This window comes from Rhodanobacter glycinis, from assembly GCF_900114325.1.
Taxonomy (GTDB): Bacteria; Pseudomonadota; Gammaproteobacteria; order Xanthomonadales; family Rhodanobacteraceae; genus Rhodanobacter_A; species Rhodanobacter_A glycinis.
In genome coordinates, this window is sequence record NZ_FOSR01000003.1 from 256,640 (window position 1) to 277,175 (window position 20,536).

Consider the following 20,536-nt stretch of genomic DNA (forward strand, 5'->3'; position numbering starts at 1 on the left):
CAGGGGAATCGCGTGCGGGCGTCCTGGTTATTCGGCTTCGTGCTGGCGTTATCGGCATTCGCGGCATCGGCCAGGCCGGTGGCGGAAGGTGCGCGCGCGGCTGTGCCCGGGATCGCGGTGACTGCGCCCACGCTGACGCCGCAATTTCGTTCCTACAGCGTGAGCGACGGCTTGCCCGGTGGCGTGGTTTACGCCGTCACCCAGGACCGGCGGGGCAACATGTGGTTCGGCATGTCCGGTGGCCTGGTGCGCTACGACGGCGTCAGCTTCAAGACCTTCCTGCACGAGGCCGGCAATCCCGATTCGCTCGTCGGCGGCAACATTTACAGCTTGTCGGTGGATAGCCACGACATGCTCTGGATCGGTGGCATCGACAAGGGCCTGAGCCGGTACGATCCCACCACCGGTGACTTTCGCAACTGGCAGCACAGCGACAAGGATCCGGCCAGCCTGTCGAACGACGAAGTGTGGGCCACCGCCACCACACCCGATGGCCGTCTGTGGGTGGCCACGGACGCTGGTCTCGATCGCATGAATGCTGATCGGAAGGGTTTTACCCATGTCTACGGCAACGCTCCGGGCTTGCGCGACCTCGGCGCGGTTCGTGCCTTGCATGTCGAAGCCGATGGCCGGATGTGGCTGGGCACCTCCACGGGCATCTACCTGCGCCAGCTCGATGGCCGGCTGCAGCGCGTGCCGGTGGATCCGGCATTCACGGCAAAGCTGAAGATCTGGCGCATCGACGGCAGCGGCGACGACGTGCGGATAGCGGTGACCGGCGGGCTGCTGAAAGTCGGCGCCGATGGCGTGGCGCATCCGCTGAAGATCGACGGCCTGGCCGGCCAGCGCGTGATGAGCAGCGTGCATGACGATGCCGGGCGCCTGTGGGTCGCGACCGAGAAAGGGATGTTTTTCGAGAAGGCCCCGGGCCAGTGGCAACTGATCGGTGGCGAGCCGTTATTGCAAGGTGGCTTGCCGGGCAGCTGGATCTGGCAGCTGTGCCGCGATCGCGAAGGTGGCTTGTGGCTGGCCGGCGAAGACGGCGGCGTCGCCTACCTGCCACCGGGCTGGGACCACTTCACCCGCTTCACGCACATCCCCGACCAGGCGGACAGCCTGGCCGGCACGTCGGCGCAGACGATTGCTCTGGGCGACCATGGTTCGCTCTGGGTGGGCGGTACCGGCTGGGTTGATCGGCTCGACCCGGTTACCGGCCATGCGCAGCATGTGGTCACCGGGCTGCGTGGCGCGGTCATCGACATCGTCGAGGACGTGCGCGGGCGCGTATGGATCAATGCCGAAGGCAGCGTGTCCCTGTTCGACCGGGGCAAGCTGACGCCGCTGGATCTCGGCAAGGCGGGTGTCACCCGCCCGGTCAGGCTGGCGACGTTTGCCGATGGGCGGGTTTTCCTGGCCTGTTGGCACAAGGGCCTGTTCGCGATCGACCCGGACAGTCTCGCGTTGAAGCCGTTGCCGCTGGCCGGCTCGGGGGGCACGGTGCCGCTGCCCAATCAGTTGCTGGCGCATGCCGACACGCTCTGGTATGCCTCGAAAAAAGGCTTGTTGCGGCTGGACGACGGCGCCCAGCGCATGCGGTTCGTGTCGGGTGTGCCGCGGGTGCCCATCTACTCGATCGATTTCGATTCGCACGGCTTCTGGCTGGCGCTGGACCAGGGATTGCAGCACTACCACCTCGCCGGCAGCCCCGGGCATGACTTGCACGCGGTGCTGGATGATCGCGTCGACGACCTGCCGGGCTGGTCGGCACAGAACCTGATGGGCATCAAGGTCGACGCGCTGGACCAGGTCTGGCTGCTCGACATGAACGGGCTTCGACGTTTCGATCCCGTGACGCGTGCCACGTATCGCTACGGCCCGAAGGATGGCCTGACGGATGCGCAGTTCCTCAACGAGATCACGGCCACTACCGCCGATGGCAGCATCTACGCGGTATCCAAAAGCGGGGTGATCGGTTTTCGCGCGCTGCGTCGAAAGAGCGAGGCGAAAGCGGGAGTGCCCCTGGTCAGGCTGGCCCGCATCGAGGTGCGTCGCGATGGCCAGGTCCAGTCCTTGCCCATCGACGGCACGACGATCCATCTGGGTTGGCGCGATCGCGATCTGCACGTCAGCGCGCGGGTGGCCTCGTACATGAATCCGGCGGCCAACGACTACCGGTTCCGCTTGAGCGGCTTCGATGCCGACTGGGTCGATACCAGCAGCCGCGGCGAGCGCGACTTTGCCGGACTGGCCAATGGCGATTACCAGCTTCAGGTCATGGCGGCCGGCGCCAATGGCGTGTGGGGCCGGCTGGCCACGCCATTGCAGATCCGGGTGCAGTCGCCACCCTGGCTGCGTTGGTGGGCATGGCTGGTGTACGTCGCGCTGCTGGGCTTGCTGATATGGCTGATCTTGCTGGCCTGGCGCCGCCGGCTGGCACATCGACACCAGATGTTGATGGCCGAGCAGCGGCGCAACCTGGCCGAGCAGGCCAGCGCGGCGAAGAGCCAGTTCCTGGCCACGCTGAGCCACGAGATCCGTACGCCGATGACCGGCGTGATGGGCATGGCCGAATTGCTGCTGAGTACATCGCAGACCGAGCAGCAGCGCGACTACACCGAGGCCATGCAGCGTTCCGGCGGGTTGTTGCTGAAGCTGGTGAACGATGCGCTGGATCTGGCCCGCATCGAGGCCGGCAAGCTGGAGCTGGAGCTGGCGCCGTTCAGTCCGCGCCTGCTGGCGGAGGATGTGGCGCGACTGGAGTGCGGGCAGGCCCAGGCCAAGGGCCTGGTCATGAAGACGGAACTGGATGATGACCTGCCCTTGCGCCTGGTTGGCGATGCGATGCGCATCAAGCAGGTGTTGTTCAACCTGGTCAACAACGCACTGAAATTCACCGAGCGCGGCAGCGTGACGCTGGCGATGCGCTGGCGCGGCGATGCGCTGGTGTGCACGGTCATCGACACCGGCCCGGGCATTCCCAAGGAAAACCAGGCGCGCCTGTTCGAGCGGTTCGAACAGGACGATGGCCCGCAGCGGCGCTCCGGCAGCGGGCTGGGCCTGGCGATCTGTCGCGAACTGGTCGCGTTGATGGAGGGCACGATCAGCCTGCACTCGGCCTCCGGGCAGGGCAGCACCTTCAGCGTGCGTTTGCCGCTGAAGCTGGCGCCGAGCATGACGAAGCGCACGGCCAAGGCGAAACCCAGCGGGAATGGGCGCGTGCTCGACGTGCTGCTGGTGGAGGACGATGCCATCGTGGCCGCGGTGGTACGCGGCCTGCTGGAACACCAGGGGCATCGCGTGCGCTACGCCGGCAACGGCTTGCAGGCGCTGGCCGAACTGGAGCAGGGGCCGTGCGATGCGATCCTGCTGGACCTGGACTTGCCCGGTGTCGACGGCCTGCAGCTGGCCCGGCTGATCCGCCAGGGCGAGCACGCCCGCGTGTGGATCGTCGCGATCACCGCGCGATCCGGCGGCGACGAAGAGGCGCGCAGCCGCGCTGCCGGCATGGACGATTTTCTGCGCAAACCGCTGACCGGTGCGCAACTGGCCGAGGTGCTGGCGATGGTGCCTGTTGCGGGCGCCGTCGAAACCGATTCGGTGTAAGACGATCGCCAAAAACACCACGTGTGTTCTCGCCGTAACCGGGTAGGAGCGCACCCTGTGCGCGAATGCTCTGCGCTTGATCAGAACCGAGGGCATTCGCGCACAGGGTGCGCTCCTGTGAAAAGCGGGGTGGCTGGCTGCAGGGGCCGCCGCCCCTCACATGTCGAACTTGTTCACCTGGAATCCGCGACGCAGGTATTCGCGCCAACGGGTGCGCGAGCCTTCGCGGGCGGAGGGATCGGCCGCCACCACTTCCAGCACGCGTTCGCCGACGGCATCGGGGCAATCGTCACGCAGGTTGATCATCAGCGGTCGCGGCGGCGTGTCGATGCCGGGCGGCGCGACCAGCACCGCGGTATCGGCATCGTCGTCGTCGCCGGCGAGCTGGTGCGGGATGAAGGCATCGTCGTCGAACGCCCACAGCAGATCATCCAGTGCCTCGGCCTGGGCGAAGTCGCGGCACAGGATCAGCGTGGGCTGCGCCGCCGCGCAGGCTTTCTTCGCCAGTTCGCAAACCAGCAACAGCGGCTGCTCGCGAAAGCGCGGCTTGTCGATCAGGTAAAAGTCGGCGCGCATAGGGCAGGAGTGAGTGGAGAGGAGAGAGAAGTGAGAGAAAACGGTGAGCGTGATGATGCCTCAAACGCGCATCTCTCACTCCTCAACTTCTCTTCACTCACTTCTCGCTCCGATCGATCAGCCACTGCGCCAGCAGCGCCACCGGGCGGCCGGTGGAGCCGCCCTTGCGGCCTTCGTCCCAGGCGGTGCCGGCGATGTCCAGATGGGCCCAGCGCTGGCCGTCGGTAAAGCGCGACAGGAAGCAGCCGGCGGTGATCGCACCGGCGCTCTTGCCGCCGATGTTGGCCATGTCGGCGAAGCCGGATTCCAGCTGCACCTGGTAGTCGTCCCACAACGGCAGGCGCCAGGCGCGGTCCAGCGTGGTTTCGCCGGCGGCGAGCAGTTCGGCGGCGAGGTCGTCGTGCTTGCTCATCAGGCCGCTGGCATGCTTGCCCAGCGCGATCACGCAGGCGCCGGTCAACGTGGCGGCGTCGATGATCGAGACCGGCTGGAAGGTCTGCGCGGTCCAGGTCAGCGCATCACACAGGATCAGGCGCCCTTCGGCATCGGTGTTGAGCACTTCGATGGTCTGGCCGGACAGGCTGGTCAACACGTCGCCGGGGCGATAGCTGTCGCCGTCGGGCATGTTCTCGGCCGAGGGCACCACGCACACCAGGTTGAGCGGCAGGCCCATCTTCACCGCAGAGACGAAGCCACCCAGCACGCCGGCGGCGCCACCCATGTCGAACTTCATTTCGTCCATGCCGGGGCCGGGCTTCAGGCTGATACCGCCGGTGTCGAAAGTGATGCCCTTGCCGACGAAGGCGTAGGGCTTGTCACCCTCGGCGCCACCGCGATATTCCAGCGCGATCAGTTTCGGCTTGTTGGCCGAGCCGCGACCCACCGCAAGCAGCGAGCCGAAGCCGAGCTTTTCCATTTCCACGTGATCGAGCACGCGGCAGCTGACCTTGTCATGCGCATCGGCGAAGGCCTGCGCCTGTTCGGCGATATAGGCGGGAGTGCAGATATTCGGCGGCAGGTTGGCCAGCTCGCGGGCGAAGCGCACGCCTTCGGCGATGCCACGGGCCTGGTCGAGACCGGCGTGGGCGTCATCGGCAGCGGCGAAGGCGAGCATGGTCAGCGCCGGCTTGCCTTGATCGCGTGGCTTGACGGTGGCGGTGTAGCGGTAGGCGGCGTAGTCGGCGGCCAGCGCAGCGGTGCGCACGCGCCAGGCGGTATCGTGGCCGGGCACGTCCAGCTCGGTGAGCCAGGATGCGGCATTGTCCAGCGGCAACTTGCCCAGGGCGCGGGCGGCTTCGATGTTCACCTTCTGGAAGCGGGCGGCGTCGAAGCTTTTCTGCGCGCCCAGGCCCACCACCAGCACGCGCTTGGCGCTGATGCCCTCGGGCGCGAACAGCACGGTGACGCTGCCGGCCTTGCCGTTGATGTCGCCGCTTTCCACCTGCCGCTTGATCACGCCGCCGGCGGCACCATCGATGCGCGCGGCGGCGCTGGTGAGCAGGCCGTTCTCGTACACACCGACCACCACGCAGGGGCTGTCGACGGTTTCGGGGGCGGCGGAGACAAGGCTGAACTGAAGCGTCATCGGAAATGTCCTGCAGAGCGCCGGCGGGGTGGAACCGGCTAGACTTGGGGTTTGCCGGCCGCGTGGCGCGGCGTGAAGCCATTGATTCTATCGCATGCTGAGCATCCTCGACCGCTACTTCCTGCGTGAGCTGGGCCAGACCGTGGCCGCGACCGCCATCGTGCTGCTGGCGATCATGTCCGGCACCACCTTCGCGCAGGTGCTCAAGCAGGTCGCCAACGGCAGCTTCCCGGCCAGCGTGATGTTCCAGGTGCTGGGGCTGAACATGCTCGACAGCCTGTCCACGCTGCTGCTGCTGGCCGGCTTCATCGGCATTCTGCTGGCGCTGGGTCGGATGTACCGCGAGAGCGAGATGCACGTGCTGGCTTCGTCCGGCATGGGCCCGCGCGGGTTGCTGCGACCGGTGGCGCTGCTGGCGCTGATCCTCGCGCTGGTGGTGGGGGTGGTCTCGCTATGGCTGGGGCCGTGGGCTGCCGCCAAGTCCAGCCAGGTGGTGGCGGCGGCGAACCGTTCGGTGATCGCGGCCGGCCTCGACGCCGGCCGCTTCACCGAGCTGCCCGGCAAGGGCGGCATCATCCTGGTCGATACCTTGAGCCGCGACGGCAGTCAGCTCGGGCGCACCTTCATCGCCACCGAACGCACCGGCAAGGATGGCGTCCAGCAGGTCAAGCTGATCACCGGGACCAAGGGCCACCTGTACCAGGGCAGCAACGGCGAAGACCGTTATCTGTCGCTGGACGATGGCTGGCAGTACGAGATCCCGCTGGGCGGCGACAACTGGCGGCGCATGCAGTACCAGCGCAACGACACCTCGCTGACAAACGTGCAATCGGACGACGATGACGATCCGGCGCACACCCTGGATACCTTCACCCTGGCGCATGTCGACAACGCCGACGCGCGCGCCGAGTTCGCCTGGCGCACCATCGCTCCGGCGATGGCACTGGTGCTGGTGATGCTGGCGCTGCCGATGTCGCGCCAGAGTCCGCGCGAACCGCGCTTCGGTCGATTGCTGCTGGCAGTACTCGGCTTCTACGCCTATTACCTGGTGCTGGCGCTGTGCCGCGGCCAGATATCCAAGGGCCATTGGCACCATGCCGGCTCGCTGTGGGCGGTAAGTGCGTTGGTGTTCGCGTTGGCGGTGTGGTTGTTCCAGCGGCAGTACGCCGCGCGCAAGCCGCGCGGGGGGACTGCCTGATGGAGGCCCTGCGTATCAAGCGCGTCGACTGGCTGGTCAGCCTGAGCGTGCTCGGCTCGATGCTGATGGTATGGCTGGTACTGACCGGTTTTGACGCAGTGTTCGAGTTCCTGCGCCAGCTCGGCAACGTGGGCAAGAACGGCTACACGATCAACAATGCGGCGGTGTACATCCTGGTCACCGTGCCGCGGCGCTTGTACGAGATGTTTCCGTTTGCGGCGTTGATCGGTGGTCTGCTCGGTCTCGGCGCGCTGGCTTCCAGTGGCGAACTGACCGCATTGCGTGCAGCGGGCATGTCGCGTATGCGCATCGCCGCCTCGGCCGCCGGCGTGGTGGTCGTGCTGCTGGTGGCCGTGGTGGTGATGGGCGAGACGGTGGGGCCGTGGGGCGACCAGCAAGCCCAGGCCATGCAGTTGCGCATGAAGTCCGGCAACCTCGGCCTGACCAACGGCAGCGGGCTGTGGGCGCGCGACGGCGATCGCATCATCAATGCCCGCGCCAGCATGCTCAGGCACGAGGACGGCCACAGCAAAGTGCAACTGGCCGACGTGCGCGTGTTCACGCTGACTCCGGATGGCCAGCTCAGTCGCTTCGACTGGGCCAAGACCGCCGAGCACGTGGGCGGTCAGTGGGTACTGAACAACGTTCGCACCACCACCCTGGACGACAAGGGCACGCACAGCAGCCAGTCCGCGCGCGTGCTGTGGGCGTCGCATCTCAACCCGCGCATCCTCGAACAGTCGCTGATCCAGCCGCAGTACCTGCCGATGCGCGATCTGCATCGCAGCATGCGTTACCTGGAAAGCAACGGCGAGAATCCCGGCCCTTACGCCATCGCATTCTGGGCGCGCGCACTGTATCCATTCAACGTGCTGGTGCTGGTGTTGTGCGCGATGCCGTTCGCGTTTGGCACGCTGCGTTCGGGTGGTCTGGGCAAACGCATCTTCATCGGCATGCTGCTGGCAATCGGCTGGTATTTCCTGCAGAAGGCGATGGTCAGTTTCGGCACCGTCTACGGCGTGCCGCCGGGGGTGGCCAACGTCTTGCCCGCGATCCTGCTGGCGGGGCTGGCATGGCTGTATTTCCGCAAGCGTGTCTGAGCGGCAACCGCCGGTGCGACCGCGTCTTGTGCTGGACACCAATGTCTGCCTCGACCTGTTCGTGTTCGACGATCCGCGTTGCGCGGACCTGCGGGCGGCCTTGCGCGAAGGCCGTGTCGAGGCGGTGACGCGCGACGATTGCCGCGCCGAATGGCTGGCCGTGCTGGCGTATCCGCGGCTGGCACTTGCGCCGAAACGACGCGCGCAGGCTGCTGCCGCGTTCGACGCCTGCGTCCGCTGCCTGCCATCGATGCCGGTGGATGCGCGCTTGCCGCGCTGTGCCGATCCGGATGACCAGAAATTCCTGGAGCTGGCCGCGATGGCCGGTGCGCAGGCCTTGCTCAGTCGTGACGACGCCTTGCTGCGGCTGGCCCGACGCACGCAGCGCGACGGACTGTTCGCGATCCTGCCGCCGTGGACATGGCGCGAAATCGAGTCGGCCTGATGGATCGGTAGCATCGGTCGGGCTGATTCATCGCCATCCCGCACTTGCCGTGGCGGTGCACATCTTCCAATCTGACCGTTTTCCGGAATAGACGAGGTGTGCCGTGGAATGGGTGGATCTGCGCAGCGACACGGTGACCCGGCCCACGCCCACGATGCGCGCGGTGATGGTCGAGGCCGAAGTGGGCGACGACGTCTACGGTGAAGACCCCACCGTCAACGCCTTGCAGCAGCGACTGGCCAGTGATCTCGGTTTCGAGGCGGGGTTGTTCGTGCCCAGCGGCACGCAATCCAACCTGTTGGCGCTGATGTCGCATTGCGAGCGCGGCGACGAGTACCTGGTCGGCGCCGACGCGCATACCTACAAGTTCGAAGGCGGCGGTGCGGCGGTGCTGGGTTCGATCCAGCCGCAGCCGATTCCGCATGACGTGGATGGCACGCTGCCGCTGGAGAAGATCGCGGCGGCGATCAAGCCGGTCGATCCGCATTTTGCACGCACGAAATTGCTGGCGCTGGAAAACACCTGGCACGGTCGCGTGTTGTCGCGGGATTACCTGCGGGCCGCGCATGAGTTCGCCCGCGAGCGCGGCCTGGCCCTGCATCTGGATGGCGCGCGCCTGTTCAACGCGGCAGTGGCCGATGGCGTGCCGGCACGCGAGATCGCGCAGCTTTTCGACAGCGTATCGATCTGCCTGTCCAAGGGGCTGGGCGCACCGGTGGGTTCGGTGCTGGTGGGTTCCGCGGCGCTGATCGACAAGGCCCGGCGCTGGCGCAAGGTGACCGGTGGCGGTTGGCGCCAGGCGGGTATTCTCGCGGCGGCGGGTTTGCATGCGCTGGATCATCACGTCGAACGTCTGGCCGAGGACCATGCGCGCGCCGCACGACTGGCTGATGGCTTGCGGGAGATCCCGGGCGTGCACCTGCTGGGTCATCACACCAACATGGCTTTCGTCGATGTGCCGGCAGATCGCCTGCGTGATCTGGACGTCCATTTGCAGGCGGCGCGCATCCGCATCAGCATCGGTTACCTTCCGACCTTGCGCCTGGTGACGCACCTGGATATCGACGACGACGGCGTGCAACGCACGCTCGAGGCGTTCGCACGGTTTTTCGCACGTTGAGAGAGGTGGTGATGATTCGATTGCAGCAGCGCGCGCAGCGCCCACGCCTGGCGGCAGGCCGACGGCTTTCCGTGATCCTGGCCTGGGGCCTGTGGATCGTCGCGACCGCGGCGTGGAGTGGTACGCCCGTCGCCACCGGAACGAAACAGTTCTCCGGCAACCCGATCCTGCACGGCTGGTACGCGGACCCCGAGTCGGCGATCTTCGGCAAGCAGTACTGGATCTATCCCACCTACTCGGCGGACTACGGCAAGCAATTGTTCTTCAATGCGTTCTCCTCGCCCGACCTGGTGCACTGGACCAAGCATCCGCACGTGCTGGACGCGCGCTCGGTGCCGTGGGTGAAGAAGGCGCTGTGGGCGCCGGCGATCGTGCACAAGGACGGCAAGTACTACCTGTTTTTCGCCGCCAACGACATCCACAGTGACAGCGAAGTGGGCGGCATCGGCGTGGCGGTGGCCGACCGGCCGCAGGGGCCGTTCCGCGACCTGCTGGGCAAGCCGCTGGTCGGCGCCTTCCACCACGGCGCGCAGCCGATCGACCCGGGCGTGTTCCGCGACGACGATGGCAGCTATTACCTGCTCTACGGCGGCTGGGGCCATCTCGTCATCGCGCACCTGAAACCGGACTTCACCGGCTTCGAGCCGCTGCCCGACGGCCAGACGTTCAAGGAGATCACGCCCGAACACTACGTGGAAGGGCCGCTGATGTTCCGCCGCGACGGCAAGTATTACCTGATGTGGTCGGAAGGCGGCTGGACCGGGCCGGACTACTCGGTGGCGTACGCCATCGGCGACTCGCCGCTGGGGCCGTTCAAGCGCATCGGCAAGATCCTGCAGCAGGATCCGGCGATCGCCACCGGCGCCGGCCACAACTCGCTGCTGAACACCCCGGACGGCAACTGGTACATCGTCTACCACCGACGGACGAAGGGCGAGACGGCGGCCAACCATCGGGTGGTCTGCATCGACCGGCTGTACTTCGACGCCAAGGGTTTCATCCGGCCGGTGAAGATCACCCGGCGCGGAGTGGAGCGGCATCCGCTGCGTTGAGCGCAGATTCACCCGAAACCTTTGTGGAGCGCACCCTGTGCGCGAAGGCTCTGGCGCTCCATCCGAGCCAAAAGCCATCGCGCACAGGGTGCGCTCCTACCGAAAGCCGGCGAGGGTCAGCCGGTCGCCTGATCGAACTTGCGGATGAAATCCCGCACTTGCGGGTACACCACTTCGCGCCAGCGTCGCCCACTGAAAATGCCGTAATGACCGGCACCCTCGATCACCTTGTGCGCGCGCCGCTTCGCCGGGATGCCGCTGCACAGGTCGTGCGCGGCCTGGGTCTGGCCGAGGCCGGCGATGTCGTCCAGTTCACCTTCCACGGTGAGCAGGGCGCTGTGCTTGATCGCGGCGGGGTTCACGCGTTCACCGGCCACGTCCCACAGGCCGCGGGGCAGCAGGAATTGCTGGAACACGGTGGCGATGGTGTCGAGGTAGAACTCCGCCGGCATGTCCAGCACGGCGTTGTATTCGTCGTAGAACTTGCGGTGCGACTGGGCGTCTTCCAGGTCGCCGCGCAGCAGGTTCTGGTAGAAGTCCCAGTGCGATTGCAGGTGGCGGCTGGGGTTCATCGCGATGAAGCCGGCGTGTTGCAGGAAGCCCGGATACACCTCGCGGCCATGGCCCGGATAGTTGGCCGGCACGGTGTGGATCACGTTGCCCTTGAACCACGACAACGGCTGCGTGGTGGCCAGGTTGTTGACGCTGGTGGGGCTGCGTCGCGGATCGATCGGGCCGCCCATCATGGTCAGGCTGCGCGGGGTGGCTTCGCCGCGCGCGGCCATCAGCGACACCGCCGCAAGCACCGGCACGGTGGGCTGGCAGACCGAGATCACGTGCAAATGGTCGGCGCCGATGTGGCGGATGCATTGCTCGATCAGCGCCACGTAGTCATCCAGCCCGAACGGGCCGGCGTCGGTGGGCACCATGCGTGCGTCGACCCAGTCGGTGACGTAGACCTTGTGTTCGCGCAGCAGCGTGCGCACGGTGTCGCGCAACAGCGTGGCGTGATGGCCGGACAACGGCGCCACCACCAGTACCACCGGCTCGTTCTTCATCGCTTCGATGGTGGCCGGATCGTCGCTGAAGCGCTTGAAGCGCTTCAACTGGCAGAACGGCGTATCCAGCGCCACGCGTTCGATCACCGCGATCTCGTGGCCGTGGGCTTCGACGCTGTGGATGTCGAAGGCGGGCTTTTCGTAATCCTTGCCGAGGCGGTGGATCAACTCGTAGCCGGCCGCCATGCGCTGCGTGCCGGGCCATTGCGACATCGGATTGCCCGGTTCGTTGAGCATGCGTGCGCTGGCTTCGGCGAAATGGCTGAGCGGGCCAAGGAAGGCGCGCTGCCATTCATGGATCTGATAGAGCATGGGGATGCCCCCGGAAGACCAAAACGCGGATTCTAGCGCGTGGCGGGTGAATTTGTTGCACCGCCACATCTTCGCGGGCGTCGGGCTACCGGGCGACGAAGGTACCGGCGGCGATGTCATGCAACGCACGCCGCTGCGGATCGAACAGGCCGATGCCGAACCACGCGGCCCACGCGATGCCGATCACCCACAATGCGCTCGCTTGTCCCAGCCACGGCGCCAGCCCCAGTCCCAGCAGCGGCAATGCGGCAATGATCAGGCGCAGCACCGCCTGTCGCCATGTCACCCTCGAGCCATCGGCGGCCAGCACGCGAATGCGCCATGGGCGCATGCCCACCGTTTGGCCGCCGCGTCGCCATGACGCGAGAAAATAGGCGGCGACCACCAGTCCCTGCAACGGCTGGTACCACCAGGCGATGTGCGTCTGCGTGTCGGTGGTGATCAGTTGTCCGTGCGTGGCCAACTGGCTGAGCAGGCCCACCACCATCACCAGCGCCACCACGATCAGCAGGTCGTAGACCAGCGCGATCAGTCGACGCCACAGCGGGCAGGGCGTTGCGGCGTGAATGGTCATCGGGCGGATGGCGTTCCTGTTGGCGTGTCGATGCCGGGCGGCGCGTGGCCGGACAAGGTCCGACCAGTGGACGTGTCGGACGGTGCATCGAGTATCGAGCGTATCCGCTGCGCGTCGGCCGCGGTCGCCGGATTGTAGATCACCAGGCCGAGGTCGGGCCGCCCGTCGACGGCAAAGGACGAATACTCGTATGCGATCGCGCCGACGACCGGATGATGCAGGCGCTTGATGCCATTGCCATGGGCACTCACGTCGTGAGCGCGCCACAGGGCTTCGAATTCGGGGCTCGACCGGCACAGTTCGTCCACCAGCGCACCCACTTCCCCGGTGGCGCCGGCGCGAGCCGTGTCCGCGCGGAAGGTGGCCACCACGAAGCGGGCGACGCTGTCCCAGTCGAACTGGGCGGCGCGGACGCGGGGATCGCAGAAGATCATGCGCAGGACGTTGCGCTGTTTCGGCGCCAGTGCGCTGTAGTCGGTCAGCAAGAGGGTTGCGGCGCGGTTCCAGGCGACCACGTCCCAGGTGGTCGTTTTCACCAGCGCCGGGCTGTAGGGCAGCGCGTCGAGGACGTGCTGCAGTCGTGGCGTCACGCCCTCGCCGGCCCGGTAACGGACCTCGGGTGGCCGGCCCAGGCCGAGCAGGAACAGGTGTTCGCGTTCGATATCCGTCAGCATCAATGCGCTCGCGATGCGCTCGAGCACCTCGGCCGAAGGCGCGCCGCCACGGCCCTGTTCCAGCCACGTGTACCAGGTGGCGCTGATATGCGCGCGCTGGGCCACCTCCTCGCGCCGCAGTCCCGGCGTGCGCCGACGCTCCGACGGGTAGCCGAGGGCCGCCGCATCGAGCTTGCTGCGGCGGTCCTTCAGGTAGGTGCCGAGCGGGTTGTCGTTCGCGGTGGGCATGGTCATCCTGTTGATGGATATACCTGTATGAGTGGCTCATTTTACCGCGATAAAGAGCGCATCCAGCGCATGGGTTTCGGGTGGCTCGCCAGCGCCGGTTCGGACCGGGTGGTTCGGAGCGGGGGCTCTGCATTGCGTGATTTTGCTTGCGTCGGGCGCACGCCGCGGTAAGCATCGTGCAGATGCAGGACACGAATGCCGCTACCCCCTCCGCCGCGGATGCCGCCAGCATCGCCGCCTTCCTCGAACGCATCTGGTCGGAAGACGGACTGGCCGACCGCACGCTGGATGCCTATCGCCGTGACCTGGAGGCGCTGGCCGGTTGGCTGGCGGCGCGCGGGCGCAATCTGGGCACGGCGCGCCGCGAGGATCTTTCGGCGTTCCAGGGGCATCGTCCTGTGGCAGTGCGCACGATGGCGCGGCGACAATCGGCGTTCCGGCGTTATTACGCGTTCCGCGTGCGCGACGAACCGGGTTTCGACGATCCCACGTTGCTGATCGAGCGCCCGAGAATGCCGCGCAGCCTGCCCAAGGCGCTGGCCGAGCGCGAGATCGAAAGCCTGCTCGATGCGCCCGATATCAGCAGCACGCTCGGCTTGCGTGATCGCGCGATGCTGGAGCTGATGTACGCCTCGGGTCTGCGGGTATCCGAATTGGTGGAATTGCCGCTGGCGGCGCTCAACCCGCGCCAGGGCGTGCTGCGCATCACCGGCAAGGGCGGCAAGGACCGACTGGTGCCGGTGGGCGAGATGGCGCTGGAACGCATCGAAGCCTATCTCGCCGACGCCCGCCCCGCGCTGGCGAAGGGGCGCCAGCCGGTGGCGCTGTTCCTCAGCAATCGCGGCGCCGGCATGACGAGGCAGATGTTCTGGACGCTGGTGAAGCGCCATGCGCTCAAGGTCGGCATCCAGCCCAAACGCATCTCGCCGCACGTGCTCAGGCATTCCTTCGCCACCCATCTGCTCAACCACGGCGCCGACCTGCGCGCCTTGCAGATGCTGCTGGGCCACAGTTCACTCAGCACCACGCAGATCTATACGCTGGTGGCGCGGGAGGGACTCAAGCGCCTGCATGCCCAACATCATCCACGCGGTTGACGGCGTCGTGCCGGGATGTGATGTCGCAATGACGAGCACGTCCGCGCCCCGCACCCGCTGCTGTGCGAGAATCGGCCGGCATGCCGGCATCCCCGACGGCCTTCGAGGTGTAACGATGTTGAAGAAATGCTTGCTGGCGATTTGCGTCGGCGGATTCGCGCTCAGCGCCTGTGCGGCGGGTAACTCCGACGCGGCCTCCACCGCGGCAAGCACCGCCGCGCTCCCCGCGAATGCCGCGAACGCGCCGGCCGAGGTGCGCCAGGCACTCGAGAAATTCGCGCCCGGGCTGAAGGTGGATGTGGTCGAGCCGGCGCCGATGCCCGGCTTCTACCAGGTGATCGCCGCCGGCCAGCTGGTCTACGTCAGCGCCGATGGCAAATACATGCTGCATGGCGACCTGGTCGATCTGGCCAAGCACAAGAGCCTGGGCGATGTTGCCTGGGCGCAGTTCCGCAAGTCGGAACTGGCCAAGGTGCCGGCCGCCCAGCGCATCGTGTTCGCGCCGCCGCATCCGAAATACACCGTCACCGTGTTCACCGACGTCAACTGCGGTTTCTGCCGGGCGCTGCACAAGCACATCGCCGAGTTCAACAAGGAAGGCATCGCGGTGGACTACCTGGCATGGCCGCGCGAAGGCGTGACCAGCACCAGCGGCCGACCCACGCCGACCTATACCGAAATGGTCTCGGTGTGGTGCCCGAGCGACCGCAAGGATGCGCTGTCGGCGGCGATGGAAGGGCATGCGCCCAAGCCGGCCACCTGCGACAACCCGGTGAAATCGCAATTCGACCTGGGCGTGAAGCTGGGCGTCACCGGCACCCCGACCATCGTGGCCGAAGACGGCACCATGATCGGCGGCTATCTCACCCCGGAACAGATGCTGCAAGCCGTGCGCAAGCACAGCGAAGGCTGACGCTTCTGCCGTTGTCCCTCTCCCGTCGAGAGAGGGGCCGCAGGCGGGAGAGGGTACGGGCGGAGTGTGGCGTTACAGCGTTGCCGAACCCTTACCCCAACCCCTCTCCCGATGGGCGAGGGGCTCAACCGCGCGGTCTGGGGCGGCAGGTTATGCCGTATTGCAGCATCAGGTAGAATGGCGGTTTCCACTTGCATAGCGCCGTTCCCCGCATGATCGCACTCGACGGGCAGAACGCCCTCTCGCCGTTCCGTCTCGATCGCCTGAATGCACGTCTCGATGCCTTGCATCGTGGCGCCTGCGTGCAGGCCTCGTGGTTTGTCTATTTCATCGATGCTGACGCCGCACCGGCAGGCGAGGCGCGCCAGCGCCTGCTGGCCGTGCTGGAGGCGAAGGATGCGGCGCCCGCGCCGGCCACGCTGTGGGTAGGGCCGCGACTGGGCACGATCTCGCCGTGGTCGAGCAAGGCCACCGACATCCTGCATGGCGCCGGCTTCGACGTGCGCCGGGTGGAACGCGGCATTGCCTGGCAGGTGGTCGGCCTGCCGGAAGCCGAGGACCCCGCGCATGCGGCGGTGCTGGCGGTGCTGCACGATGCGATGACGCAATCGGTGCTCACCTCGCTGGAGCAGGCGCAGGGCCTGTTCCTGGCCGGTACGCCGGGTGACCTGGTGCACGTGACGCTGGGCAGCGATGCCCGCGCCGCACTGGCCAAGGCCAATGCCGAGCTGGGCCTGGCGCTGGCCGAGGACGAGATCGACTACCTCGCCAAGTGCTATGCCGAGCTGGGCCGCGATCCCACCGACGCCGAACTGTTCATGTTCGCGCAGGCCAACTCCGAGCATTGCCGCCACAAGGTGTTCAACGCCAGTTGGACGCTGGATGGTGAGGAACAGGACAAGAGCCTGTTCGCGATGATCAAGAACACCCACCAGCACGCGCCTGCGCACACGCTGTCCGCCTACCACGACAACGCGGCGGTGATCGCCGGCAGCGAGGGCCAGCGCTTCTTCGCCGACGCCGATGGCGTGTGGCGTGCGCACCAGGAGCCGATCGATTTCGCGATCAAGGTGGAAACGCATAACCATCCCACCGCCATCGCGCCGTGGCCCGGCGCGGCCACCGGTGCCGGCGGTGAGATCCGCGACGAGGGCGCCACCGGCTGCGGCGCCAAGCCGAAGGCGGGGCTTACCGGTTTCTCGGTGTCGGACCTGCGCATTCCCGGCCATCCGCAGCCGTGGGAAGTGGAGCGCCCGCTGCCGCCGCGCATGGCCAGCGCGTTCGAGATCATGCGCGATGGCCCGCTGGGCGCCGCCGCGTTCAACAACGAGTTCGGCCGCCCGTGCCTGGGCGGCTACTTCCGCAGCTTCGAGATGGAAACCGGCGAGACCGGCGTGCGTCGCGGCTACGACAAGCCGATCATGCTGGCCGGCGGCATCGCCAACATCCGCCACGACCACGTGCAAAAGCGCATGCTGGAACCGGGCCACGCGGTGATCGTGCTGGGCGGCCCGGCCATGCTGATCGGCCTGGGCGGCGGCGCGGCTTCGTCGGTGGCGGGTGGCGCGTCCAGCGCCGAGCTGGATTTCGCCTCGGTGCAGCGTGACAACGCCGAGATGGAGCGTCGCTGCCAGCAGGTGATCGACGCCTGCTGGGCGCGCGGCGAGCACAACCCCATCGTCAGCATCCACGACGTGGGTGCGGGCGGTTTGTCCAACGCGATTCCCGAGCTGCTCAACGATGCCGGCGTGGGCGGTGACATCGACCTGTCGAAAGTGCCGTGCGACGACCCCTCGCTGTCGCCGATGCAGGTGTGGAGCAACGAGTCGCAGGAGCGCTACGTATTGGGCATCGCACAGCCCGACCTGGCCGAGTTCGAGGCGTATTGCCAACGCGAACGCTGCCCGTATGCCGTGGTCGGCACGGCCACCGCCGAGCGCGTGCTGAAGCTGACCGATCCGCGCCGCGGGCTGACGGTGATCGATCTGCCGATGGACGTGCTGTTCGGCAAGCCACCGCGCATGCACCGCGACGCCACGCACATCAAGCCGCGCGTGGACCTGATTCCCGACTTGTCCGGCATCGGCATGGACGAGGCGTTGCTGCGCGTGTTGCGCCTGCCCACCGTGGGCAGCAAGAACTTCCTCATCACCATCGGTGATCGCACCGTGGGCGGCCTCAATCACCGCGATCCGATGGTCGGACCGTGGCAGGTGCCGGTGGCTGATTGCGCGGTGACCATGACCGATTTCGACGGCTATGCCGGCGAGGCGATGGCGATGGCCGAGCGCGCGCCGGTGGCCCTGCTCAGCAGCGCCGACGCGGCGCGACTGGCCGTGGGCGAGGCGATCACCAACCTGGCCGCCGCTTCGATTGCCGACCTGAGCGAGGTCCGCCTGTCCGCCAACTGGATGGCCGCGGTGAACCACCCGGGCGAGGATGCCGCGTTGTTCGACGCGGTCAAGGCGGTGGGCATGGAACTGTGCCCGGCGCTGGATATCTCGATTCCGGTGGGCAAGGATTCGCTGTCGATGCAGACGGTGTGGACCGACGGCGAGACGCCGCAGCGCACCGTGTCGCCGGTGTCGCTGGCAATCACCGGTTTCGTCCGCGTCGACGACGTGCGTCGCACGCTGACCCCGCAATTGCAGCTGGATCGCGGCGATTCCGACCTGTGGCTGGTCGACCTGGGCGCCGGGCGTGATCGCCTGGGTGGCTCGGCGCTGGCGCAGGTGTTCAATCGCAAGGGCGGCGTGCCGCCGGATCTCGATGACGCCAAGCGCCTGAAGGCCTTGTTCGATCTGGTGCAGGAAGCCAACCGCGCCGGCCTGTTGCTGGCCTATCACGATCGCTCCGACGGCGGCGCCATCGTCACCTTGCTGGAGATGGCCTTTGCCGGGCATTGCGGCCTGGAAATCCATCTGGACGGCTGGGCCGAGGCGACCTTGCGCGCGCTGTTCAACGAGGAACTGGGCTCGGTGCTGCAGGTGGCCACGGCCAATCGCGAGACGTTCGAGGCCTTGCTGGTCAAGTACAGCCTGGCCGGCATGAGCCATCGCATCGGACGGCCGAAGGAAAAGCTCGGCATCAAGCTCTTCCTGGGCAGCGAAGCGGTATTCAAGTGGCAATGGACCACGCTGTTCGGCGCGTGGAACGAAACCAGCCACGCCATGCAGCGCCTGCGCGACAACCCGCTCAGTGCCGATGCCGAGCTGGAGTGGCGCATCGACGACGCCGATCCGGGCATCAGCCCGAAGCTCACCTTCGACCCGGCCGAGGACATCGCCGCGCCACTCATCGCCAAGGGCGAGCGGCCGCGCGTGGCGATCCTGCGCGAGCAGGGCGTCAACGGTCAGGTGGAAATGGCGGCGGCGTTCACCCGCGCCGGTTTCGACGCGGTGGACGTGCACATGTCCGACCTCGCCAGCGGCCGGGTGAAGCTGGCCGATTTCCGTGGTATCGCGGCTTGCGGCGGCTTCTCCTACGGCGACGTGCTGGGCGCTGGACGCGGCTGGGCCACCTCGATCCTCTACAACGACATGTTGTGCGCGCAGTTCACCGCGTTTTTCGCCGACGAGACGAAATTCGCGCTGGGCGTGTGCAACGGTTGCCAGATGCTCAGCCAGCTGAAGGACATCATTCCCGGCGCGCAGCACTGGCCGAAGTTCCTGCGCAATGCCTCGGAACAGTACGAGGCGCGCGTGGCCACGCTGGAAGTGCTCGATTCGCCCAGCCTGTTCTTCAAGGGCATGGCCGGTTCGCGCATTCCGGTAGCGGTGGCGCACGGCGAGGGACGGGTGAGTTTCCCGCATGCGTGCAGTCCGTCGAAATCGGGTGGCGCGGTGCGCTTCGTCGACAACCGCGGCAAGCCGACCGAGAACTTCCCGCTGAATCCGAACGGTTCGCCGGGTGGCCTGGCCGGCTTCACCGCTGCGGATGGCCGCGTGACGATCCTGATGCCGCATCCGGAACGCGTGTTCCGCACCGTGCAGTTGAGCTGGCATCCGGAGTCCTGGGGCGAGGATTCGCCCTGGATGCGCATGTTCCGCAACGCGCGGGCGTGGTGCGGCTGAGCCGACCTTCGTTGCCACCGCGATGGTCGGCGTGGGCGCTGACCGTCGCCTGGCTGCTGTTGCTTGCACTGCTGCCATGGTGGCTGGGATTGCCGTTGCTGCTGGCGCTGGCCGCCGCCCTGCTGTCGCAGGTAGCGCGGCTGGCCGAATACACCGGCATGCTGCGCCGGGCGCTGCACTGGGGCGTGCCGGGCTGGTTGCTGTCGGTGCTGCTGGCGCTGGGCGGTGGTCCCCGCGCATGGGTGTTGACCATGTCGGCCGCGTTGGCCGGTTTTTCGCTGCTGGTGTTGCTGGACAACTGGCTGGATCGCGACCGGCCGCGCCAGCCGTCGCCGATGTCATCGGCCGAGTGGAGCGAGCTGGCGATGGCGCCGATCGGCCCGGCGGCGGCCATCATCGAATTGCAGCCGCCGATCTGGCTGGATGTGGGCGAGGGGGTTGCCGACCCTCGTGGCGGCACGCTGCACGTCAGCGGCCGCGTGTTGACGCTGGCCGACGCTCGTCGTGTCGACGGCGTCGAGCCACGCTGCTGTTTCAGCGCCGATGGTCGCTGGCTGGCCATGCCGTTGATGGCCGGACGCGGCACCGTGCTGCTGGACCGCCAGCGCAACAGGCTGCACCGCCTGCGTGGCTGGCAACTGTGCGGCTGGCATGCTGGCCAGCCATGGCTGAATCGTGGCAAGGATGACGCCCCGCTTGGCCTGGCACACGTGCTGGGGCATGACGACCTCGAGCCTTGATGTCTGGGTGCGGGAGGTGTTTGCCGAGTGCATCCCTCTCCCACCGGCAGAGGGTGGCGGTAGCCGGGTGAGGGTACGGTCGAAGCGTGATGCTTCGCTTCGCCCGTACCCTCACCCCAACCCCTCTCCCGACGGGAGAGGGGCTTCCCGCCGCCATGCCGCAGGCGATTTTCTTGCCCCGGCATTCT

Annotated in this window: 15 protein-coding genes; 10 read left to right on the forward strand and 5 right to left on the reverse strand. The window is 67.1% G+C overall.

Annotated features, from left to right (window positions below; genetic code table 11):
- Positions 1 to 117 precede the first annotated feature (117 nt).
- Positions 118 to 3,603: a hybrid sensor histidine kinase/response regulator gene (locus BMY90_RS05085; RefSeq protein ID WP_245734913.1), complete on the forward strand. Its 3,486-nt coding sequence runs from the start codon at positions 118 to 120 to the stop codon at positions 3,601 to 3,603.
- A gap of 156 nt (positions 3,604 to 3,759) precedes the next feature.
- Here BMY90_RS05085 and BMY90_RS05090 read toward each other — a convergent pair whose 3' ends face one another.
- Together BMY90_RS05090 and BMY90_RS05095 are read right to left on the reverse strand one after the other, a co-directional pair.
- Positions 3,760 to 4,179: a DNA polymerase III subunit chi gene (locus BMY90_RS05090; protein ID WP_008215205.1), complete on the reverse strand. Its 420-nt coding sequence runs from the start codon at positions 4,177 to 4,179 to the stop codon at positions 3,760 to 3,762.
- Positions 4,180 to 4,276: 97 nt separating this feature from the next.
- Positions 4,277 to 5,764: a leucyl aminopeptidase gene (locus tag BMY90_RS05095; RefSeq protein WP_092702171.1), complete on the reverse strand. Its 1,488-nt coding sequence runs from the start codon at positions 5,762 to 5,764 to the stop codon at positions 4,277 to 4,279.
- A gap of 94 nt (positions 5,765 to 5,858) precedes the next feature.
- On the opposite strand from BMY90_RS05095, the gene lptF reads away from it, so the two are divergent.
- The 5 genes from lptF to BMY90_RS05120 all read left to right on the forward strand — a co-directional run bounded on the left by lptF (position 5,859) and on the right by BMY90_RS05120 (position 10,679).
- Complete coding sequence (lptF, locus tag BMY90_RS05100; protein WP_092702173.1) at positions 5,859 to 6,962, forward strand: LPS export ABC transporter permease LptF; 1,104 nt, start codon at positions 5,859 to 5,861, stop codon at positions 6,960 to 6,962.
- Positions 6,962 to 8,062 carry an LPS export ABC transporter permease LptG gene (lptG, locus tag BMY90_RS05105; RefSeq protein WP_092702175.1) on the forward strand — a complete coding sequence of 367 codons (1,101 nt, stop codon included), beginning with the start codon at positions 6,962 to 6,964 and terminating at the stop codon, positions 8,060 to 8,062. Before lptF ends, lptG begins: the two co-directional genes overlap by 1 nt.
- Before the next feature lie 13 nt (positions 8,063 to 8,075).
- Positions 8,076 to 8,507: a putative toxin-antitoxin system toxin component, PIN family gene (locus BMY90_RS05110; RefSeq protein WP_245734915.1), complete on the forward strand. Its 432-nt coding sequence runs from the start codon at positions 8,076 to 8,078 to the stop codon at positions 8,505 to 8,507.
- 103 nt (positions 8,508 to 8,610) lie between these two features.
- Entirely contained in the window at positions 8,611 to 9,627 is a 1,017-nt protein-coding gene (ltaE, locus tag BMY90_RS05115) for a low-specificity L-threonine aldolase (protein WP_092702179.1), read from the forward strand.
- Between the two features lie 11 nt (positions 9,628 to 9,638).
- Positions 9,639 to 10,679 (forward strand): glycoside hydrolase family 43 protein, encoded by a 1,041-nt coding sequence (locus BMY90_RS05120; protein ID WP_092702181.1) that lies wholly within the window; start codon positions 9,639 to 9,641, stop codon positions 10,677 to 10,679.
- Positions 10,680 to 10,795: 116 nt separating this feature from the next.
- On the opposite strand, the gene BMY90_RS05125 is transcribed toward BMY90_RS05120, so the two are convergent.
- The 3 genes from BMY90_RS05125 to BMY90_RS05135 form a co-directional block, all read right to left on the reverse strand.
- On the reverse strand, positions 10,796 to 12,049 hold the full coding sequence (locus BMY90_RS05125) for a polyhydroxyalkanoate depolymerase (RefSeq protein ID WP_008215218.1): 1,254 nt from the start codon (positions 12,047 to 12,049) through the stop codon (positions 10,796 to 10,798).
- A gap of 85 nt (positions 12,050 to 12,134) precedes the next feature.
- Positions 12,135 to 12,623 carry an RDD family protein gene (locus BMY90_RS05130; protein WP_092702183.1) on the reverse strand — a complete coding sequence of 163 codons (489 nt, stop codon included), beginning with the start codon at positions 12,621 to 12,623 and terminating at the stop codon, positions 12,135 to 12,137.
- On the reverse strand, positions 12,620 to 13,525 hold the full coding sequence (locus BMY90_RS05135; RefSeq protein ID WP_092702339.1) for a helix-turn-helix transcriptional regulator: 906 nt from the start codon (positions 13,523 to 13,525) through the stop codon (positions 12,620 to 12,622). The genes BMY90_RS05130 and BMY90_RS05135 overlap by 4 nt, the downstream gene beginning before the upstream one ends.
- A gap of 182 nt (positions 13,526 to 13,707) precedes the next feature.
- Here BMY90_RS05135 and xerD point away from each other — a divergent pair, with 182 nt between their 5' ends.
- From xerD to BMY90_RS05155, 4 genes are all read left to right on the forward strand, one after another.
- Positions 13,708 to 14,622, forward strand: coding sequence for a site-specific tyrosine recombinase XerD (gene xerD / locus BMY90_RS05140; RefSeq protein ID WP_092702341.1), 915 nt, complete (start codon positions 13,708 to 13,710; stop codon positions 14,620 to 14,622).
- 115 nt (positions 14,623 to 14,737) lie between these two features.
- Positions 14,738 to 15,535, forward strand: a complete 798-nt coding sequence (locus tag BMY90_RS05145; protein ID WP_092702185.1) for a disulfide isomerase DsbC N-terminal domain-containing protein — start codon at positions 14,738 to 14,740, stop codon at positions 15,533 to 15,535.
- 212 nt (positions 15,536 to 15,747) lie between these two features.
- Positions 15,748 to 19,608 carry a phosphoribosylformylglycinamidine synthase gene (gene purL / locus BMY90_RS05150; protein ID WP_092702187.1) on the forward strand — a complete coding sequence of 1,287 codons (3,861 nt, stop codon included), beginning with the start codon at positions 15,748 to 15,750 and terminating at the stop codon, positions 19,606 to 19,608.
- A gap of 11 nt (positions 19,609 to 19,619) precedes the next feature.
- Positions 19,620 to 20,348, forward strand: coding sequence for a hypothetical protein (locus BMY90_RS05155; RefSeq protein ID WP_092702343.1), 729 nt, complete (start codon positions 19,620 to 19,622; stop codon positions 20,346 to 20,348).
- Positions 20,349 to 20,536 lie beyond the last annotated feature (188 nt).